The organism is Mycobacterium zoologicum, assembly GCF_020181635.2.
GTDB lineage: Bacteria > Actinomycetota > Actinomycetes > Mycobacteriales > Mycobacteriaceae > Mycobacterium > Mycobacterium zoologicum.
In genome coordinates this window covers 70830-86310 of the sequence record NZ_JAYJJS010000017.1, presented here as the reverse complement: position 1 = coordinate 86310, position 15481 = coordinate 70830, and the positions used below count along the sequence as shown (strand labels likewise).

Sequence of the window (15481 nt, the reverse complement as noted above, 5' to 3'; positions counted from 1 at the left end):
CGGCGCCTGCCCGGGTCAGAAGAAGTTGCTGAACAGCAGTTGCAGCGAGTCGGACACGCTGTCGAACAGTCCGCTGTTGGCCGCGCCGCCGCTGAAGACCGCGCTCAGCCAGGCGTCCAGGCCGTTGATGTCGTCGTCGTTGATGTTGACGTAGGTCAGGGCGCCGTCGACCGAGGTGGTGGCGTCGGCGACCTGCTCCGGTGTCAGCCCCAGGTACCACACGTGCGGCCAGAAGATGTCCAGCAGCGCGCCCCACAAGCCCTTGTCGGCGTAGACGTCCACGAAGTTGGCGACCGGATCGTTGGGCAGGCCGTAGATGGTTGCCGAGTAGAGGTCAGTGGGCGTCTGGCTGCCGAGTACCTCGGTCATACCGAAGGTGGTGAGCAGCCAATTCGTCAGGTCGGTGCCGAGGGTGGCATCCATGGCCGCCTGGATGTGCCCCCAGATGCCGTCCGGGGTGGACGGGTCGCCGATGAACACGAAATGCAAAGCGTCGGTAGGGATTCCCGCTTCGGCGAGCCGGGTCATGGCGATCGACTCGGCGGTCGCGCTCTGCGAGTAGCCGAAGATCACCAGCGGATGCTCGGCGTCGTAGGCGCCGGGGTTCGCGGCGAACTCGTTCTCGACGGCAAGCACGATGGCCGAGGCGGCGGTCAGGCTGCTCGGCCCCTGCTGGATCAGTTCGGGTGTGGTGAGCACCTGCAGCGGGGCGCTGCACGGGTCGGTGCCGTCCATGTAGCAGACCGTCGAACCGGTGGAGCCGCCGTTGAAGCCCAGCGGGTTCAGGAACAGGTTCTCGGCGGTTCGCGCGAAATCCGGCGACGGCCTGGGCTCGGTGGTTCCCCCGAGGATCAGCGCGGTCTGGCTGCCCGCCAGCGGGCCGGTGGTCGCGAGCAGGGCCGCATCGAGCAGCGCCGCCGCGTGCGCCGGTGGGCTGATCCCCACCCCGGCCATGACCACGCCGGCGACGGCGAAAGAGGCAATGGATTTCTGTGCTGTCGACCCCCACGATTTCATCGGTATTACTTATCACACGCTGAGAGTGCGCTCGCGGAGTTTATGAACGTCGGTATCCGGGTGTTACTCGACGGTTCCTGGCGGCGCCACCCATTTCGTGGCGGCGGCACAGGGTCCGGGCCGAGAGCTCAGAGCGTGTCAGGGCACAGGTTGTGCTGCGCGGCGTTGATCAGCATGCGTCCCTTGTCCACGTCGTTCGGGCTCAGCAGGGCCAGCGTCTGCTCGGGCCTCTCGCCCAGGTGCAGCCGGTTGCACGCCATCCAGCCATTGGCCACGACCGCGCCGTCGGGCAGTTGGGCGTCGCCGATGCTCAGGCCCGGGAACCCGTTGGCCCGCAGTTCGTTGAGGAACCCCGCCTCGTCGGCGCTGGCGACGGGCGCGCCGAACAAACCGATGAGACCCGCCAGGGCGCTTGTCAGCAGCAGTTGTCTTCTCACGCTGAGCAGCCTACGGCCGCGACCGCCGCCGCACGCTCAGTTCAGCGGAGACAGCCCCTCGTTGGGCCGCAGCCCGCCGGGGGCGTACGGCCCGGTCACCAGCGACGGGCACGCCCCGAACGCGCCGACCACCGCACCGGTGTCGGGGCAGTAGTACACATCACCGAGATCACCGCACAGTCGCTGGTCATAGCAGTCGGCCGGATCGGCCCAGGCAGGTGCTGCCAAACCCAGTGCGGCAGCCATGATCGAGACGCTGAACAGAACCGGTGTCAGTCGCATACCTGTGATCGAACATGAAGGGTCCGACAACAGCGGGCTAGACGCTGGCCCGCAGGCCGCAGCGCAGCTCGGCGTGCCGTTCGGCTTCCGACATTCCGCCCCAGATGCCGTAGGGCTCTCCGACGGCCAGGGCGTGCTGGCGGCACTGCTCCATCACCGGGCAGTTTCGGCACCATTGCTTGGCGTTCTGTTCGCGCTTGGCTCGCGCGCGGCCACGTTCCCCGTCGGGAGGGAAGAACACCGACGAGTCCAGGCCGCGGCAGGCGCCGCGGAGTTGCCAGTCCCACACGTCCGCATTACGGCCGGGCAGTTGCTCAACCTGTGGCATGTAGAGCCCCTCTCCAACGCTGGTCGGCCGGTTCGCACCGCGGCTGGCGCGGTGTCACGGTTGATGCTGCGCGTAAAACAGCGCCGGCGATGTCCGGCGCTGTGGGGACCGTAGCCAAAGCGTCTGAAGTTAGGGCAACGTAATTATTAAGAGCGGAGGCCCAAAGGTGGTGGACTTTCCCTGAGAGCGGATGGCCTTCCGGGTGGGGCGACGTATTCGCAACTGTGCAGCGTAACGTCGCGCAGCGATGACAGAGGAACCAACCGCCGCGTTGACCGCAGCCGCGTTCGGCGCCGACCCCGGCCGCTGGCCGCTGCCGGCCGCGACCACCGGCCACCAGCGGTGGCTGCGTGCGGTGACCGCCGGCGGACAGGGCCGCTATGCCGTGGCCACCGCCGAGCTGGCCGAATTGCTGCGCGACACCCCGTCGGGCCCGCTGGCATCGTTGGCGCTGAGCACCTGGGGGTCATTCCTGCGGCAGCTCGGCGATCATCGCGGCGCCCGCGGTCTGGACGGACGCGCCCTGGTGCTGGCGAGCGACGGTCAAGAGGTTGATCCGGAGGCCGGTGCCGACGCCCTGGTCGGGCTGGCCGCCGACGCCCTGGGCATCGGGCGCTTCGCGGCATCGGCGGCCCTGCTGGCCCGGGCCGCGAAACTGCCCGAGGCCGCGCCGGTGAGGCTGGGCGTGCGCCGCCACTGGGTAACCGCCGAGCTCGCGATGGTCACCGGCGACGGCGCTACCGCGGTGCGCAACGCCGAGCAGGCCCTGGAACTGACCAGCGCGGGCACCGTGCGGCATCGGGTGAAAAGTCAGGTGGTGCTGGCGGGGGCGCTGTGCTGCGCCGGGAATCTCGACCGGGCCCGCACCGTCGCGCAGGAGGCGCTGGCCGACACCGGCCGGCTGGGGCTGATCCCGCTGCGATGGGCGCTGGCGTGCATGTTGGTCGACGTGACCAGTACGGCCCACACCGTCGAGGAATTGGCGGGCGTGCGTGGCGAGGCCGCCGAGCTGGTGCGCCGTCGCGGTGGCCACTGGCCGGGGGATCAGCGGTAGCCGTCGGTCTCCGAGGTCGCCCCGTTGAGCGAGGCGTCCGCGTAGCCGCGGCAGTAATCCCAGGTCACGTAACTGTCCGGCTCCGGGTCGTAGGCCGGCTCATGCGGGCGGACGGTGCCGTCGATCAGCAGTTGCAGCAGGTTGGCGCGCAGCATGTCCCAGTCGTGGTAGTGGTCCTGCTGGCAGTCGTCGCAGCACACCACCAGGCCGCGGATGCCCCGGTGGGCCAGCAGCGCCTCATAGACGGCGAGATCGGCGAGGTCGGCCTCGACCGCCGTGCGCTCCTGCGGATCCAGCGGCTGCCCCGGCTCGACGGCGTCCAGCGCAGCGGAGGGGTCGTGCGGATCATCGGCGAACGGATCGGGTGGCAAACCGGGTGGGAAGTGGTCATGCACGCCCATCAGGGTACGCAGTCGCCACGACAGAATGCCAGCGGCCGCTTGGGCGCCGTCCGCGCACCCGTAGGATGGGCTACCTCACCCCGGCTGCGTAGTTGGAGGCCCCCCGATGGCTGTTGGTTACCCAAAACGGAAGTCAGTACCCGAATGACCGGTCCCCAGGCAACCGGCTCGCTCTACGATGTGGCGCCTACCGGTGGCGCCGACCCCAACAAGATCGCCATGCTCGGCCTGACGTTCGATGACGTCCTGCTGCTGCCGGCGGCGTCCGACGTGGTGCCGGCCACCGCAGACACTTCCAGCCGGCTGACCCGCAAGATCCGGCTCAAGGTGCCGCTGGTCAGCTCCGCGATGGACACCGTCACCGAAGCCCGGATGGCCATCGCGATGGCCCGCGCCGGCGGCATGGGCGTACTGCACCGCAACCTTCCGGTCACCGAGCAGGCCGGCCAGGTGGAGACGGTGAAGCGCTCCGAGGCCGGGATGGTCACCGACCCGGTCACCTGCTCACCGCAGAACACCCTGGCCGAGGTGGACGCGCTGTGTGCGCGCTTCCGGATCTCCGGCCTGCCGGTGGTCGACGCCGAGGGCTCGCTCGTCGGGATCATCACCAACCGCGACATGCGCTTCGAGGTCGACCAGAACCAGCCGGTCGCCGAGGTGATGACCAAGGCCCCGCTGATCACCGCGCAGGAGGGCGTCTCGGCGGACGCCGCGCTGGGTCTGCTGCGCCGGCACAAGATCGAGAAGCTGCCGATCGTCGACGGCCACGGCAAGCTGACCGGGCTGATCACCGTCAAGGACTTCGTCAAGACCGAGCAACACCCGCTGGCCACCAAGGACAGCGACGGCCGGCTGCTGGTCGGGGCCGCGGTCGGCGTCGGCGACGACTCCTGGATCCGGGCGATGACGCTGGTCGACGCCGGTGTCGACGTGCTGATCGTGGACACCGCGCACGCCCACAACCGCATGGTGATCGACATGGTCGGCAAGCTCAAGGCCGAGGTCGGTGAGCGCGTCGAGGTGGTCGGCGGCAACGTCGCCACCCGCTCCGGCGCCGCCGCGCTGGTCGAGGCCGGTGCCGACGCGGTCAAGGTCGGGGTGGGCCCCGGCTCGATCTGCACCACCCGGGTGGTCGCAGGGGTGGGTGCCCCGCAGATCACCGCCATCATGGAGGCCGTTGCGGTGTGCGCCCCGGCCGGCGTGCCGGTGATCGCCGACGGCGGGCTGCAGTACTCCGGTGACATCGCCAAGGCGCTGGCCGCCGGCGCGTCGACGGCCATGCTCGGCTCGCTGCTGGCCGGCACCGCCGAGTCGCCCGGCGAGCTGATCTTCGTCAACGGTAAGCAGTTCAAGAGCTACCGCGGCATGGGATCACTGGGTGCCATGCAGGGCCGGGGAGCTGCGAAGTCCTACTCCAAGGACCGCTACTTCCAGGACGATGTGCTCTCCGAGGACAAGCTGGTGCCCGAGGGCATCGAGGGCCGGGTGCCGTTCCAGGGGCCGCTGTCCACGGTGATCCACCAGCTCACCGGCGGCCTGCGGGCGGCGATGGGCTACACCGGCTCGCCGAGCATCGAGGCTTTGCAGCGGGCGCAGTTCGTCCGGATCACCGCGGCGGGGTTGAAGGAAAGCCACCCGCACGACATCACCATGACCGTCGAAGCGCCGAACTACTACGTGCGCTGACTCCCAATCCGGTTACCCGAGAGGTTTTCCCATGCGTGACATGGTTGAGATCGGCATGGGCCGCACCGCCCGTCGCACCTATGAACTCGACGACATCAACATCGTGCCGTCCCGGCGCACCCGCTCCTCCCAGGACGTCTCAACGGCTTGGCAGCTGGATGCCTACCGGTTCGAGATCCCGGTGCTGGCCCACCCCACCGACGCCCTGGTGTCCCCGGAGTTCGCCATCGAGCTGGGTCGTCTCGGCGGATTGGGTGTGCTCAACGGGGAAGGGCTGATCGGCCGGCACGCCGATGTCGAAGCCAAGATCGTCCAGGTCATCGAGGTTGCCGCCCAGGAGCCGGAGCCCTCGGCGGCGATCCGGCTGCTGCAGCAACTGCACGCCGCGCCACTGAACCCCGAACTGCTCGGCGCTGCGGTCAAGCGCATCAGCGACGCCGGGGTGACCACCGCGGTGCGGGTGAGCCCGCAGAACGCCGCGGCGCTGACCCCGGCGCTGGTGGCCGCCGGCGTCGACCTGCTGGTCATCCACGGCACCATCATCTCCGCGGAGCGCGTCGCGAACGACGGGGAGCCGCTCAACCTCAAGACGTTCATCTCCGAGCTCGACGTCCCGGTGGTGGCCGGCGGTGTGATCGACCACCGCACCGCGCTGCACCTGATGCGTACCGGCGCGGCCGGAGTGATCGTCGGCTACGGCTCCACCGCCGGGGTGACCACCTCCGATGAGGTGCTGGGCATCTCGGTGCCGATGGCCACCGCGATCGCCGACGCCGCCGCTGCGCGGCGCGAATACCTCGACGAGACCGGCGGCCGCTATGTGCACGTGCTGGCCGACGGCGACATCCACACCTCCGGTGACCTGGCCAAGGCGATCGCCTGCGGTGCCGACGCCGTGGTGTTGGGTACGCCGCTGGCGGCGGCGGCCGAGGCGCAAGGCGACGGCTGGTACTGGCCGTCGGCGGCCGCCCACCCGTCGCTGCCGCGCGGCGCGCTGATGCAGGTCGCCTATGGTGAGCGGCCGTCGCTTCAGCAGGTGCTCTCCGGGCCCTCGGATGACCCGTTCGGCTCGCTGAACCTGGTGGGTGGGCTGCGCCGCTCGATGGCCAAGGCGGGCTACTGCGACCTCAAGGAGTTCCAGAAGGTCGGGCTGACCGTCGGCTCGTGATTTCGGCGCGATATTCGTCTCCTGGCGACGAAAAACGCGCCGAAGTCTGTCCTCGATGACCCTGCTACCGCCGGTACCGGCTAGGGCATACTTGTCCGATGCAACCTGACTACGACGTCCTGATCATCGGCTCGGGATTCGGTGGCAGCGTCAGCGCGTTGCGCCTTACCGAGAAGGGCTACCGCGTAGGCGTTTTGGAGGCCGGCCGCCGCTACGCCGACGCCGACTTCGCCAAGAACTCCTGGCACCTGCGCGAATTCCTGTGGGCGCCGAAACTGGGTTGCTACGGCATCCAGCGCATCCACCTGCTCAACAACGTGATGGTGCTGGCCGGCGCCGGGGTCGGTGGTGGCTCACTGAACTACGCCAACACCCTGTATGTGCCGCCGGCGCCGTTCTTCGCCGACAAGCAGTGGGCGCACATCACCGACTGGCACGCCGAACTCATGCCGCACTACGACCAGGCCAAACGGATGCTCGGCGTGGTGCAGAATCCGACGCTGACCGACGCCGACCGGATCGTCAAGCAGGTCGCCGACGACATGGGGGTCGGCGATACCTTCGTGGCCACTCCGGTCGGGGTGTTCTTCGGCGCGGACGGTGAAAAGGCGCCCGGCAAGACCGTGGCCGACCCGTACTTCGGCGGTGCCGGCCCGCAGCGCACCGGGTGCATCGAGTGCGGCGAGTGCATGACGGGCTGCCGCTGGGGCGCCAAGAACACGCTGGTCAAGAACTACCTGTATCTGGCGGAATCGGCTGGCGCACAAGTGCATCCGATGACGACGGTGACGGGGTTCGAACAGGGCGAAGACGGGCTGTGGCGGGTACGTACCGCACGCACCGGACTCTCGCCGCGGCGGCGTCACCGCAGCTTCACGGCGCGCCACCTGATCCTGGCCGCCGGCACCTACAACACCCAGCGGTTGCTGTTCAAGATGCGCGACGCCGGCAAGCTGCCCAAACTGTCCGACCAGCTGGGCGTGCTCACCCGCACCAACTCCGAATCGATCGTCGGCGCGGCGACGCTGAACGTCAACCCGGATCTGGACCTGACGCACGGGGTGGCGATCACCTCGTCGATCCACCCCACCTCCGACACCCACGTCGAACCGGTCCGCTACGGCAAGGGCTCCAACGCGATGGGTCTGCTGCAGACGCTGATGACCGACGGCAAGGGTCCACAGGGAACCGATGTCCCGCGCTGGAAGCAACTGCTGCAGCAGGGGCGCGAAGACCCGCGCAACATCCTGCGTCTGCTCAACCCGAAAGACTGGAGCGAACGCACCGTGATCGCCCTGGTTATGCAGCACCTGGACAACTCGATCACCACGTTCACCAAACGAACCAAGCTGGGCTTCCGCCGCTACACCAGCAAGCAGGGCCACGGCGAGCCGAACCCGAGCTGGATCCCGGTCGGCAACGAGGTCACCCGCCGGATCGCCGCCAAGATCGACGGGGTGGCCGGCGGCACCTGGGGCGAACTGTTCAACATCCCGCTCACCGCGCATTTCCTGGGCGGTGCGGCGATCGCCGACAGCCCCGAACACGGCGTGATCGACCCCTATCAGCGGGTGTACGGCTACCCGACGCTGGCCGTGATGGACGGTGCGGCGGTCTCGGCCAACTTGGGCGTCAACCCGTCACTGTCTATCACCGCGCAGGCCGAGCGGGCCGCGTCGCTGTGGCCCAACAACGGCGAGACCGATCTGCGGCCGGCTCAGGGCGAGGCCTACCGGCGGCTGGACCCGATCGCGCCGAAGAACCCCGTGGTTCCCGCTCACGCGTTCGGCGCGCTGCGCCGCTAGTGTCGCGCGTCACCGCGCGACCTCCCTGCGGTGTTTGGGTTCTCGGCCGGGCGGCTGTGTCGGGGTGGGCAGCAGAGGTTCACGCCGGCGGGCCGGCACCGTGGTGGGTGAGTCGGTGCTCAAGAGCAGTTCCTCGCCGGCGTGGTTGATGCTCAGCCCGCCCTCGGGGCCGTCTCGCAGGGTGTAGGTGACCTCGTCGTCGGCGGCATTGACCGTCAACCGGGCACCCTGCCACCGCAGCCGGAACTGTAGTCGCGAAATACCGTCCGGCAGTGCGGGATCCAGCGAGAGCACGCCGTCGTCGTCACGCAGGCCGCCGAACCCGGCTACCAGCGCCAGCCAGGTCCCGGCCATCGAGGCCATGTGCAGGCCCTCGCGGGTGTTGTCGTGCAGATCGCGCAGGTCGACGAACGCCGTCTCATAGGTGTAGTCGTGGGCCAGATCCAGATGGCCGACCTCGGCGCACATCACCGCCTGGGTGCAGGCCGACAGCGACGAGTCGCGCACCGTGCGGCGCTCGTAGTAGTCGACGTTGCGGGCCTTCTGCTCGGGCGTGAAAGCGTGGCTGCACCAATGCATTGCCAGCAACACGTCGGCCTGCTTGACCACCTGGGCCGGGTACAGCCGCACATAGGGTTCGTGCAGCAGCAGCGGGTAGGTGGTGCGGGCGTCGAAGTCCCACTCCGCGGCGGAGGTGAAGCCGTCGCACTGCGGATGCACGCCCAGTTCTTCGTCATAGGGGATGTGGGCGGCGTCGGCGGCGTCGCGCCAGCCGGCCATCTCCTCGGTGGTGACGTCCAATTCGTGTGCGGCGTCGGGATGGCGGGCGCACGCGTCGGCGGCGATGCGCAGATTGTGGGCGGCCATCAGATTGGTGAACACGTTGTCCCGCACGATCGCGGTGTACTCGTCGGGGCCGGTCACCCCGGACAGGTGCCACACGCCGTGCCGGTCGTGATGGCCCAGCGACCGCCAGAGCCGGGCGGTCTCGACCAGCACCGCCAGCCCGCACTCGGCCTCCAGCGATCCGTCGCCGGTGACGACCCGGTACTGCTCGAACGCCGCCGCGATGTCAGCGTTGATGTGCCAGGCGGCCGTACCCGCCGGCCAGTAGCCGGAGCATTCCTGGCCCCGGATGGTCCGCCACGGGAATGCCGCCCCGGCCAGCCCCAGTTCGGCCGCCCGCTCGCGGGCCAGATCCAGTGTCGTCGCCCGCCAGCGCAGCGCATCGGCCGTTGCGTGCGGAGCCGTATAGGTCAGCACCGGGAGGAGGAAAGTCTCAGTGTCCCAAAAGGTATGGCCGTCATAGCCGCTGCCGGTCAATCCCTTGCTGGGGATCGCCCGGCGTTCGGCACGTGCGCTGGCCTGCAGGATGTGGAACAGCGCGAAGCGGATCGCCTGCTGGCAGTCCGGGTCGCCGTCGACCTCTATGTCGGCGCCGTCCCAGAACTCGTCCAGGTAGGTCCGCTGGGCGTCGAGCAGACCCTGCCAGCCGCTGTAGCGGGCGCCGGTCAATGCCGCGATCACCTGGTCGCGCAATGCGGGCCGGGACCGCTCACTGGACCAGCCGTAGGCCAGGTACTTGACGATCCGCAGCTTCTGCCCGGGGCGTAGGCCGCACACCACGGTGGTCCCCGCGACGTCGGGGATCGCCATCGTGGTGACCTGGACCCGGCCGGGCACCTCGATCTCGTGATGCATGCCCGCGGCCATCATCAGGTCGCTGCCTCGGGTGCGGTGCAGCAGCACCGCGCTGGTGTCGGTGTGCTCGCGCTCGACGGCCTCCAGCGGGTTCTCCAGGATCGCCGCGACCCGCGGGTCACCGCTGGTCGTAGGTTGGTCTTCGTTGGCGACCAGCTCGGATTGCACTGTCACGCGCACGAATTCGTCGACCGACTCGACGATGTACTCGATGGCGGCGACGCCGCGCTGGGCCAGCGACACCAGCCGGGTGGAGTGCACCTTGACCTGCTTGCCCGCTGGGGAGCGCCAGTGCACGCGGCGGGTCAGAGTGCCCGCCCGCATGTCGAGGATGCGTTCGTGGTCGATCAGCTCGCCGTAGCGGACGTCCATCGGCTCGTCGTCGACCGTGAGCCGGATGATCTTGCCGTTGGTCACGTTGACGACGGTCTGCCCGGCCTGCGGATAGCCGAATCCGGCTTCGGCGTAGGGAAGCGGCCGCACCTCGTAGAAGGAATTGAGGTAGGTGCCGGGCAGGCCGTACGGCTCGCCCTCGTCGAGGTTGCCGCGTAATCCGATGTGCCCGTTGGACAGTGTGAACAGCGCTTCGGTCTGTCCGAGCAGATCCAGGTCGAGCCGGGTCTCGCGGATCTGCCACGGCTCGATCGGAAAGTAATCCTGCGGGATCATCGGCGGTCCCTCACAACAGTTCCTCCAGATCGTTGACGACGACGTCGGCGCCGTGGCTGCGCAGATCCTGCGCTTGCCCCACCCGGTCGACGCCCACCACATAGCCGAATCCGCCGGCCCGCCCGGCCGCCACCCCCGACAGGGCGTCCTCGAACACCGCGGCCTCGCCCGGTTGCACACCGAGCAGGTGTGCCGCGCGCAGGAACGAATCCGGTGCCGGCTTGCCCGCGATGTTCTCGGTACGCAGCGTCACGCCGTCGACGCGCTGCTCGATGAACTTCGCCAGGCCGGTGATCGCCAGCACGTCGGCGGCGTTGGCGCTGGCCGACACCACCGCGGTGGCCAGGCCCGCCGCGGTGACCGCCGCCAGGTAGCGCCGCGACCCGGCGAACACCTCCACCCCGTCGGTCTCCAGCGTGGTACGGAAGGCCGCGTTCTTGCGGTTCCCCAGGCCGTGCACGGTGTCGGCGTCGGGCGGGTCGTCGTCGGTGCCGTCGGGCAGCGTGATATCGCGGCTGGCCAGAAACGAGCGCACCCCGTCGTCGCGTTTTCGGCCGTCCACGAAGCGCCGGTAGTCGTTCACCGGATCGAACGGCACGAACCCGGGGCCGTCACGCTGCTGCAGGTAGGCGTCGAACATGGCTTTCCATGCCCGCGTGTGTGCGCTCGCGGTGTCGGTGAGTACTCCGTCGAGGTCGAACAGGCAGGCATGCACCGTTTCAGGCAGACCCAGCACCCCGGTCATAGGCGGTCCCCCTTCCGGTTCGGACGTGCCTCCACTTCACCATGCCCGCCGTCGGCTCGGTGCGGTTTGCTGCCACTAAGCTCTATGCGGTGTCGTCACCCTCGTCTCGCCCCGTGTTGGTCATCGACTTCGGCGCGCAATACGCCCAACTGATCGCCCGGCGGGTCCGGGAGGCACGGGTGTTCTCCGAAGTCATCCCGCATACCGCGACCGTCGATGAGATCGCCGCCCGCAACCCGCGGGCGATCGTGCTCTCCGGCGGGCCTGCCAGCGTCTATGCCGAAGGCGCCCCCCGGCTCGATCCGGCACTGTTCGACCTCGATGTCCCGGTGTTCGGCATCTGCTACGGCTTCCAGGCCATGGCGAACGCGCTGGGCGGCACCGTCGAGCGCACCGGGACCAGTGAATACGGCCGCACCGAGCTGAAAGTGGTCGGCGGTGAACTGCATTCGGGTCTTCCCGCCGCTCAGCCGGTGTGGATGAGCCACGGCGACGCGGTGACCGCTGCGCCGCAGGGATTCGCTGTGGTTGCCAGCACAGCAGGCGCCCCGGTGGCCGCGTTCGAGAACCGGCAGCGCCGGCTGGCCGGGGTGCAGTACCACCCGGAGGTGCTCCACACCCCCTACGGGCAGCGGGTGCTCAGCCGGTTCCTGCACGAGTTCGCCGGCATCGACGCGGTCTGGACGCCGGCCAATATCGCCGACGCGCTGGTCGAGCAGGTGCGTGAGCAGATCGGTGACGGCCACGCCATCTGCGGGCTGTCCGGCGGGGTGGACTCCGCGGTGGCGGCGGCGCTGGTGCAACGCGCCATTGGGGACCGGTTGACGTGTGTGTTCGTCGACCACGGGCTGTTGCGCGCCGGGGAGCGCGAGCAGGTGCAGAACGACTTCGTCGCCGCCACCGGGGCGAAGCTGGTCACCGTAGACGCTGCTGCCGTCTTCCTCGACGCGCTGATCGGGGTGTCCGATCCCGAGGGCAAGCGAAAGATCATCGGGCGCCAGTTCATTCGTGCGTTCGAGGGTGCGGTGCGCGACACCTTGGGTGATCATGACGTCGAGTTCCTGGTGCAGGGCACGCTGTATCCGGACGTGGTGGAGTCCGGCGGGGGAGCCGGCACCGCGAACATCAAGAGCCACCACAATGTTGGCGGGCTGCCTGATGACCTGAAGTTCAAACTCGTTGAGCCGCTTCGGCTGCTGTTCAAGGACGAGGTGCGCGCGGTGGGACGCGAGTTGGGCCTGCCGGAGGAGATCGTTGCGCGCCAACCGTTCCCGGGCCCTGGCCTGGGAATCCGGATCGTCGGCGAGGTCACCGGGGAGCGGTTGGAGACGCTGCGGGCGGCCGACGCGATCGCCCGCGAGGAGTTGACCGCCGCCGGTCTGGACCACCAGATCTGGCAGTGCCCGGTGGTGCTGCTGGCCGACGTCCGCTCGGTCGGGGTGCAGGGCGACGGCCGCACCTACGGGCATCCGATCGTGCTGCGGCCGGTGTCCAGTGAGGACGCCATGACCGCCGACTGGACCCGGGTGCCCTATGAGGTGCTGGAGCGCATCTCCACCCGGATCACCAACGAGGTGCCCGAGGTCAACCGGGTGGTGCTGGACGTCACCAGCAAACCGCCGGGCACCATCGAGTGGGAGTAGTCCGGCCTCCCTGCGCGAGCGTCCGGCCTCCCTGCGCGAGCGTCCGGCCTCCTTGCGCGAGCGTGCGGGTCTGTACGCCGACACGCCGAAAATCCCGTACAACTGTGCACGCTGGCGACTGGACACGCGGTGCTGATGTGACGCCTGGGGCCGTTGATGCGCCCTCAAGTGGCCCGGCTTGACGGTTGTCGGTGGGTGGGTGTTCACTCGGGTTCAATCGAACAAAGTTTCGAACGAATTCGAGTGCTCCGGAGGCGATCATGACGGTGGCTGTGGACTTGGGGCACCGCCCTGAAAATCGTACTGAACAGCTGAAACAGCTGCGACGGCAGATGGCGGCAGTAGCCGGGAAAGTGGGTGCGGGCCGGCGAGAATCAGGCGCCGCTCCGGCCGCCGAGGCCGTGCTGCCGGTCCCGTCGCTGCTGGCCGCGGTGCTACCCGCCGGACTGCCGCGCGGCACGGTGGCGGTGCTCTCGGGGGCCCGCTCACTGGGGCTGAGCATGGTGGCCGCGGTGACGGCGGCCGGCGGCAACGCGGCCATTGTCGGCCAGCCGGACACCGGGCTGCTCGCCGCGGTGGAGATGGGCGCCGACCTGAGCCGGCTCGCGGTGATCCCCGACCCCGGCAACGACCCGGTGGAGGTGGCCACGGTGCTGATGGACGGCATGGATCTGGTGGTGCTCGGCCTGGGCGGGAAGTCGGTGCCGCCGGCACGCACCCGGGTGGTGTTGGCCCGCGCCCGCCACCGGGGCTGCGCTCTGCTGGTCTCCGGCGGCGCCTGGCAGGGTGCGGCACTGCAACTCGAGGCCCGGGTGAGTGGTTACGAGACCGTAGGCGACAAGATCACGAGCTGCGGCGCCATCCCCGGGTTCGGGCGGATCGGCGCGGTACGGCTGGAGGTGCGGGCCGCCGGGCGCGCGGCCGGGCACACCAGGGCCGGGTAGTGATGGCTGCGTCCCGGGTACTGGCGCTGTGGTGTATGGACTGGCCCGCTGTCGCCGCGGCGGCCGCATCCGGTCTGCCGGCCACCGCACCGGTCGCGGTCACGCTGGCCAACCGGGTGGTCGCCTGCTCGGCGGGTGCCCGCGCGGCGGGGGTGCGTCGCGGGCTGCGCCGCCGGGAAGCAGCCGCCCGCTGCCCGGTGCTGCATGTGGCGACCGCCGACACCGACCGCGACGCCCGGCTTTTCGAGCCGGTCCTGACCGCTGTCGACGACCTGGTGCCGCACGCCGAGGTGCTGCGGCCCGGCCTGCTGGTGGTGTCGGTGCGCGGTGCGGTCCGGGCGTTCGGTTCCGAGGAGCGCGCCGCTGAACGTCTGGTCGACGCAGTTGCCGCGGCCGACGTGGAATGCCAGGTCGGGATCGCCGATTCGCTCTCCACCGCGGTGCTGGCCGCGCGCGCCGGCGCCGTGGTGTCACCCGGGGGCGACGCCCGATTCCTGTCGGGGCTGTCGATCCGGCAGCTGGCCGCCGAACCCAGCCTGTCCGGTCCCGGTCGTGACGGCCTGGTAGACCTTTTGTGGCGCTTAGGGATTCGCACCATCGGACAGTTCGCCGCGTTGCCACGCCCGGATGTGATCTCCCGGTTCGGTGCCGATGCGTTGATCGCGCACCGATTCGCCCGCGGTGAGCCGGAACGCGGGCCGTCCGGACGTGAGCCGGATCCGGACCTTGATACCGTGCTGCACTGCGATCCGCCGATCGACCGGGTCGACGCCGCGGCGTTCGCCGGTCGCTCGCTGGCCGGTGCGCTGCACCGGACGCTGATGGCCGCCGGCGTCGGTTGCACCCGGCTGGCCATTCACGCAGTCACCGCAGGCGGTGAAGAGCTGACCCGGGTGTGGCGGTGCGCTGAGCCGCTGACCGAGGACGCCACCGCCGACCGGGTGCGCTGGCAACTGGACGGCTGGCTCAACAGCCGCGTCGCTTCCGATCGCCCCACCGGCCCGGTGACGCTGCTGCGGCTGCAGCCGGTGGAGGTGCTCTCGGCGACCGAGGCGCTGCAGCTGCCACTATGGGGTGGGCTCGGCGAAGAGGACCGGCTGCGTGCTCGCCGGGCGCTGGTGCGGGTGCAGGGTCTGCTCGGCCCCGAGGCGGTGCGGGTGCCGGTGCTCTCCGGTGGCCGCGGCCCGGCCGAGCGCATCACCTTGACCCCGCTGGGGGACGAGCCGGTGCCGCTGGCCGACCCGCGTCAGCCGTGGCCCGGCCGGCTGCCCGAGCCGGCGCCGTCGGTGCTGCTCGATGATCCGGTGGAATTGCTTGACGCCGAACGCAATCCGATCCGAATCACCGGCCGGGGACTGTTCACCGCCGACCCGGCATGGCTGGTCGCCCGGGGCCGTGACGAGCGGCTGCGCTGGTGGGCCGGGCCCTGGCCGGTCGACGAACGGTGGTGGGACCCGCAGCGGGAGGGGCCGGGATCGGGACGCACCGCTCGGGTGCAGGCGCTGCTGGACATCCCGGCCGGTGCCCCGGGGCGGGCGCTGCTGCTGTGCTACCGGTTGCGGTGCTGGTACTTGGAGGGCAGCTATGAGTGACGAGGGCGA

At 69.7% G+C, this 15481-nt stretch carries 14 protein-coding genes; 7 read left to right on the top strand and 7 right to left on the bottom strand.

The genetic code is table 11. The features are described 5' to 3' along the window. Positions 1 to 15: 15 nt before the first annotated feature. The 4 genes from K6T84_RS14865 to K6T84_RS14850 form a co-directional block, all read right to left on the bottom strand. Positions 16 to 1017 carry a PE-PPE domain-containing protein gene (locus tag K6T84_RS14865; RefSeq protein WP_224862302.1) on the bottom strand — a complete coding sequence of 334 codons (1002 nt, stop codon included), beginning with the start codon at positions 1015 to 1017 and terminating at the stop codon, positions 16 to 18. Between the two features lie 128 nt (positions 1018 to 1145). Further along, positions 1146 to 1454: a DUF732 domain-containing protein gene (locus K6T84_RS14860; RefSeq protein ID WP_224862300.1), complete on the bottom strand. Its 309-nt coding sequence runs from the start codon at positions 1452 to 1454 to the stop codon at positions 1146 to 1148. Between the two features lie 36 nt (positions 1455 to 1490). Continuing rightward, on the bottom strand, positions 1491 to 1736 hold the full coding sequence (locus K6T84_RS14855; RefSeq protein WP_225400529.1) for a hypothetical protein: 246 nt from the start codon (positions 1734 to 1736) through the stop codon (positions 1491 to 1493). A gap of 37 nt (positions 1737 to 1773) precedes the next feature. Next, positions 1774 to 2064 carry a WhiB family transcriptional regulator gene (locus K6T84_RS14850; RefSeq protein WP_225400528.1) on the bottom strand — a complete coding sequence of 97 codons (291 nt, stop codon included), beginning with the start codon at positions 2062 to 2064 and terminating at the stop codon, positions 1774 to 1776. 247 nt (positions 2065 to 2311) lie between these two features. On the opposite strand from K6T84_RS14850, the gene K6T84_RS14845 reads away from it, so the two are divergent. Continuing rightward, positions 2312 to 3118, top strand: coding sequence for a hypothetical protein (locus K6T84_RS14845; RefSeq protein WP_225400527.1), 807 nt, complete (start codon positions 2312 to 2314; stop codon positions 3116 to 3118). On the opposite strand, the gene K6T84_RS14840 is transcribed toward K6T84_RS14845, so the two are convergent. After that, positions 3109 to 3513, bottom strand: a complete 405-nt coding sequence (locus tag K6T84_RS14840) for a DUF5319 domain-containing protein (protein WP_224862292.1) — start codon at positions 3511 to 3513, stop codon at positions 3109 to 3111. The two genes, K6T84_RS14845 and K6T84_RS14840, sit on opposite strands and share 10 nt — an antisense overlap. A 150-nt stretch (positions 3514 to 3663) precedes the next feature. Here K6T84_RS14840 and guaB point away from each other — a divergent pair, with 150 nt between their 5' ends. The 3 genes from guaB to K6T84_RS14825 all read left to right on the top strand — a co-directional run bounded on the left by guaB (position 3664) and on the right by K6T84_RS14825 (position 8178). Then, entirely contained in the window at positions 3664 to 5205 is a 1542-nt protein-coding gene (gene guaB / locus K6T84_RS14835) for an IMP dehydrogenase (RefSeq protein ID WP_224862290.1), read from the top strand. A gap of 40 nt (positions 5206 to 5245) precedes the next feature. After that, positions 5246 to 6373: a GuaB3 family IMP dehydrogenase-related protein gene (locus K6T84_RS14830; protein WP_224865938.1), complete on the top strand. Its 1128-nt coding sequence runs from the start codon at positions 5246 to 5248 to the stop codon at positions 6371 to 6373. Between the two features lie 98 nt (positions 6374 to 6471). Then, the gene (locus K6T84_RS14825) at positions 6472 to 8178 is read left to right on the top strand and encodes a GMC family oxidoreductase (protein ID WP_225400526.1); all 1707 of its coding nucleotides are present in this window, start codon (positions 6472 to 6474) and stop codon (positions 8176 to 8178) included. Between the two features lie 9 nt (positions 8179 to 8187). Here the strand turns inward: K6T84_RS14825 and K6T84_RS14820 are convergent, their stop codons facing one another. Together K6T84_RS14820 and K6T84_RS14815 are read right to left on the bottom strand one after the other, a co-directional pair. Next, on the bottom strand, positions 8188 to 10548 hold the full coding sequence (locus K6T84_RS14820) for a glycoside hydrolase family 65 protein (protein ID WP_225400525.1): 2361 nt from the start codon (positions 10546 to 10548) through the stop codon (positions 8188 to 8190). A 10-nt stretch (positions 10549 to 10558) separates the two neighbouring features. Further along, positions 10559 to 11293 (bottom strand): beta-phosphoglucomutase family hydrolase, encoded by a 735-nt coding sequence (locus K6T84_RS14815; RefSeq protein ID WP_224862284.1) that lies wholly within the window; start codon positions 11291 to 11293, stop codon positions 10559 to 10561. Between the two features lie 41 nt (positions 11294 to 11334). Between K6T84_RS14815 and guaA the strand changes: the two genes are divergently transcribed. From guaA to K6T84_RS14800, 3 genes are all read left to right on the top strand, one after another. Next, positions 11335 to 12936, top strand: a complete 1602-nt coding sequence (guaA, locus tag K6T84_RS14810) for a glutamine-hydrolyzing GMP synthase (RefSeq protein WP_408066117.1) — start codon at positions 11335 to 11337, stop codon at positions 12934 to 12936. Between the two features lie 260 nt (positions 12937 to 13196). Continuing rightward, positions 13197 to 13880, top strand: a complete 684-nt coding sequence (gene imuA', locus K6T84_RS14805) for a DnaE2-dependent mutagenesis accessory factor ImuA' (RefSeq protein ID WP_225400524.1) — start codon at positions 13197 to 13199, stop codon at positions 13878 to 13880. After that, positions 13880 to 15472, top strand: coding sequence for a DNA polymerase Y family protein (locus K6T84_RS14800; RefSeq protein ID WP_225400523.1), 1593 nt, complete (start codon positions 13880 to 13882; stop codon positions 15470 to 15472). The genes imuA' and K6T84_RS14800 overlap by 1 nt, the downstream gene beginning before the upstream one ends. Positions 15473 to 15481: the final 9 nt, after the last annotated feature.

Bases quoted from the DNA above. Each gene is read 5' to 3' on its own strand.
- K6T84_RS14865 (WP_224862302.1), bottom strand. From the start codon at position 1,017: ATGAAATCGTGGGGGTCGACAGCACAGAAATCCATTGCCTCTTTCGCC.
- K6T84_RS14855 (WP_225400529.1), bottom strand. From the start codon at position 1,736: ATGCGACTGACACCGGTTCTGTTCAGCGTCTCGATCATGGCTGCCGCA.
- K6T84_RS14850 (WP_225400528.1), bottom strand. From the start codon at position 2,064: ATGCCACAGGTTGAGCAACTGCCCGGCCGTAATGCGGACGTGTGGGAC.
- K6T84_RS14845 (WP_225400527.1), top strand. From the start codon at position 2,312: ATGACAGAGGAACCAACCGCCGCGTTGACCGCAGCCGCGTTCGGCGCC.
- guaB (WP_224862290.1), top strand. From the start codon at position 3,664: ATGACCGGTCCCCAGGCAACCGGCTCGCTCTACGATGTGGCGCCTACC.
- K6T84_RS14830 (WP_224865938.1), top strand. From the start codon at position 5,246: ATGGTTGAGATCGGCATGGGCCGCACCGCCCGTCGCACCTATGAACTC.
- K6T84_RS14825 (WP_225400526.1), top strand. From the start codon at position 6,472: ATGCAACCTGACTACGACGTCCTGATCATCGGCTCGGGATTCGGTGGC.
- K6T84_RS14820 (WP_225400525.1), bottom strand. From the start codon at position 10,548: ATGATCCCGCAGGATTACTTTCCGATCGAGCCGTGGCAGATCCGCGAG.
- K6T84_RS14815 (WP_224862284.1), bottom strand. From the start codon at position 11,293: ATGACCGGGGTGCTGGGTCTGCCTGAAACGGTGCATGCCTGCCTGTTC.
- guaA (WP_408066117.1), top strand. From the start codon at position 11,335: ATGCCCGCCGTCGGCTCGGTGCGGTTTGCTGCCACTAAGCTCTATGCG.
- imuA' (WP_225400524.1), top strand. From the start codon at position 13,197: ATGACGGTGGCTGTGGACTTGGGGCACCGCCCTGAAAATCGTACTGAA.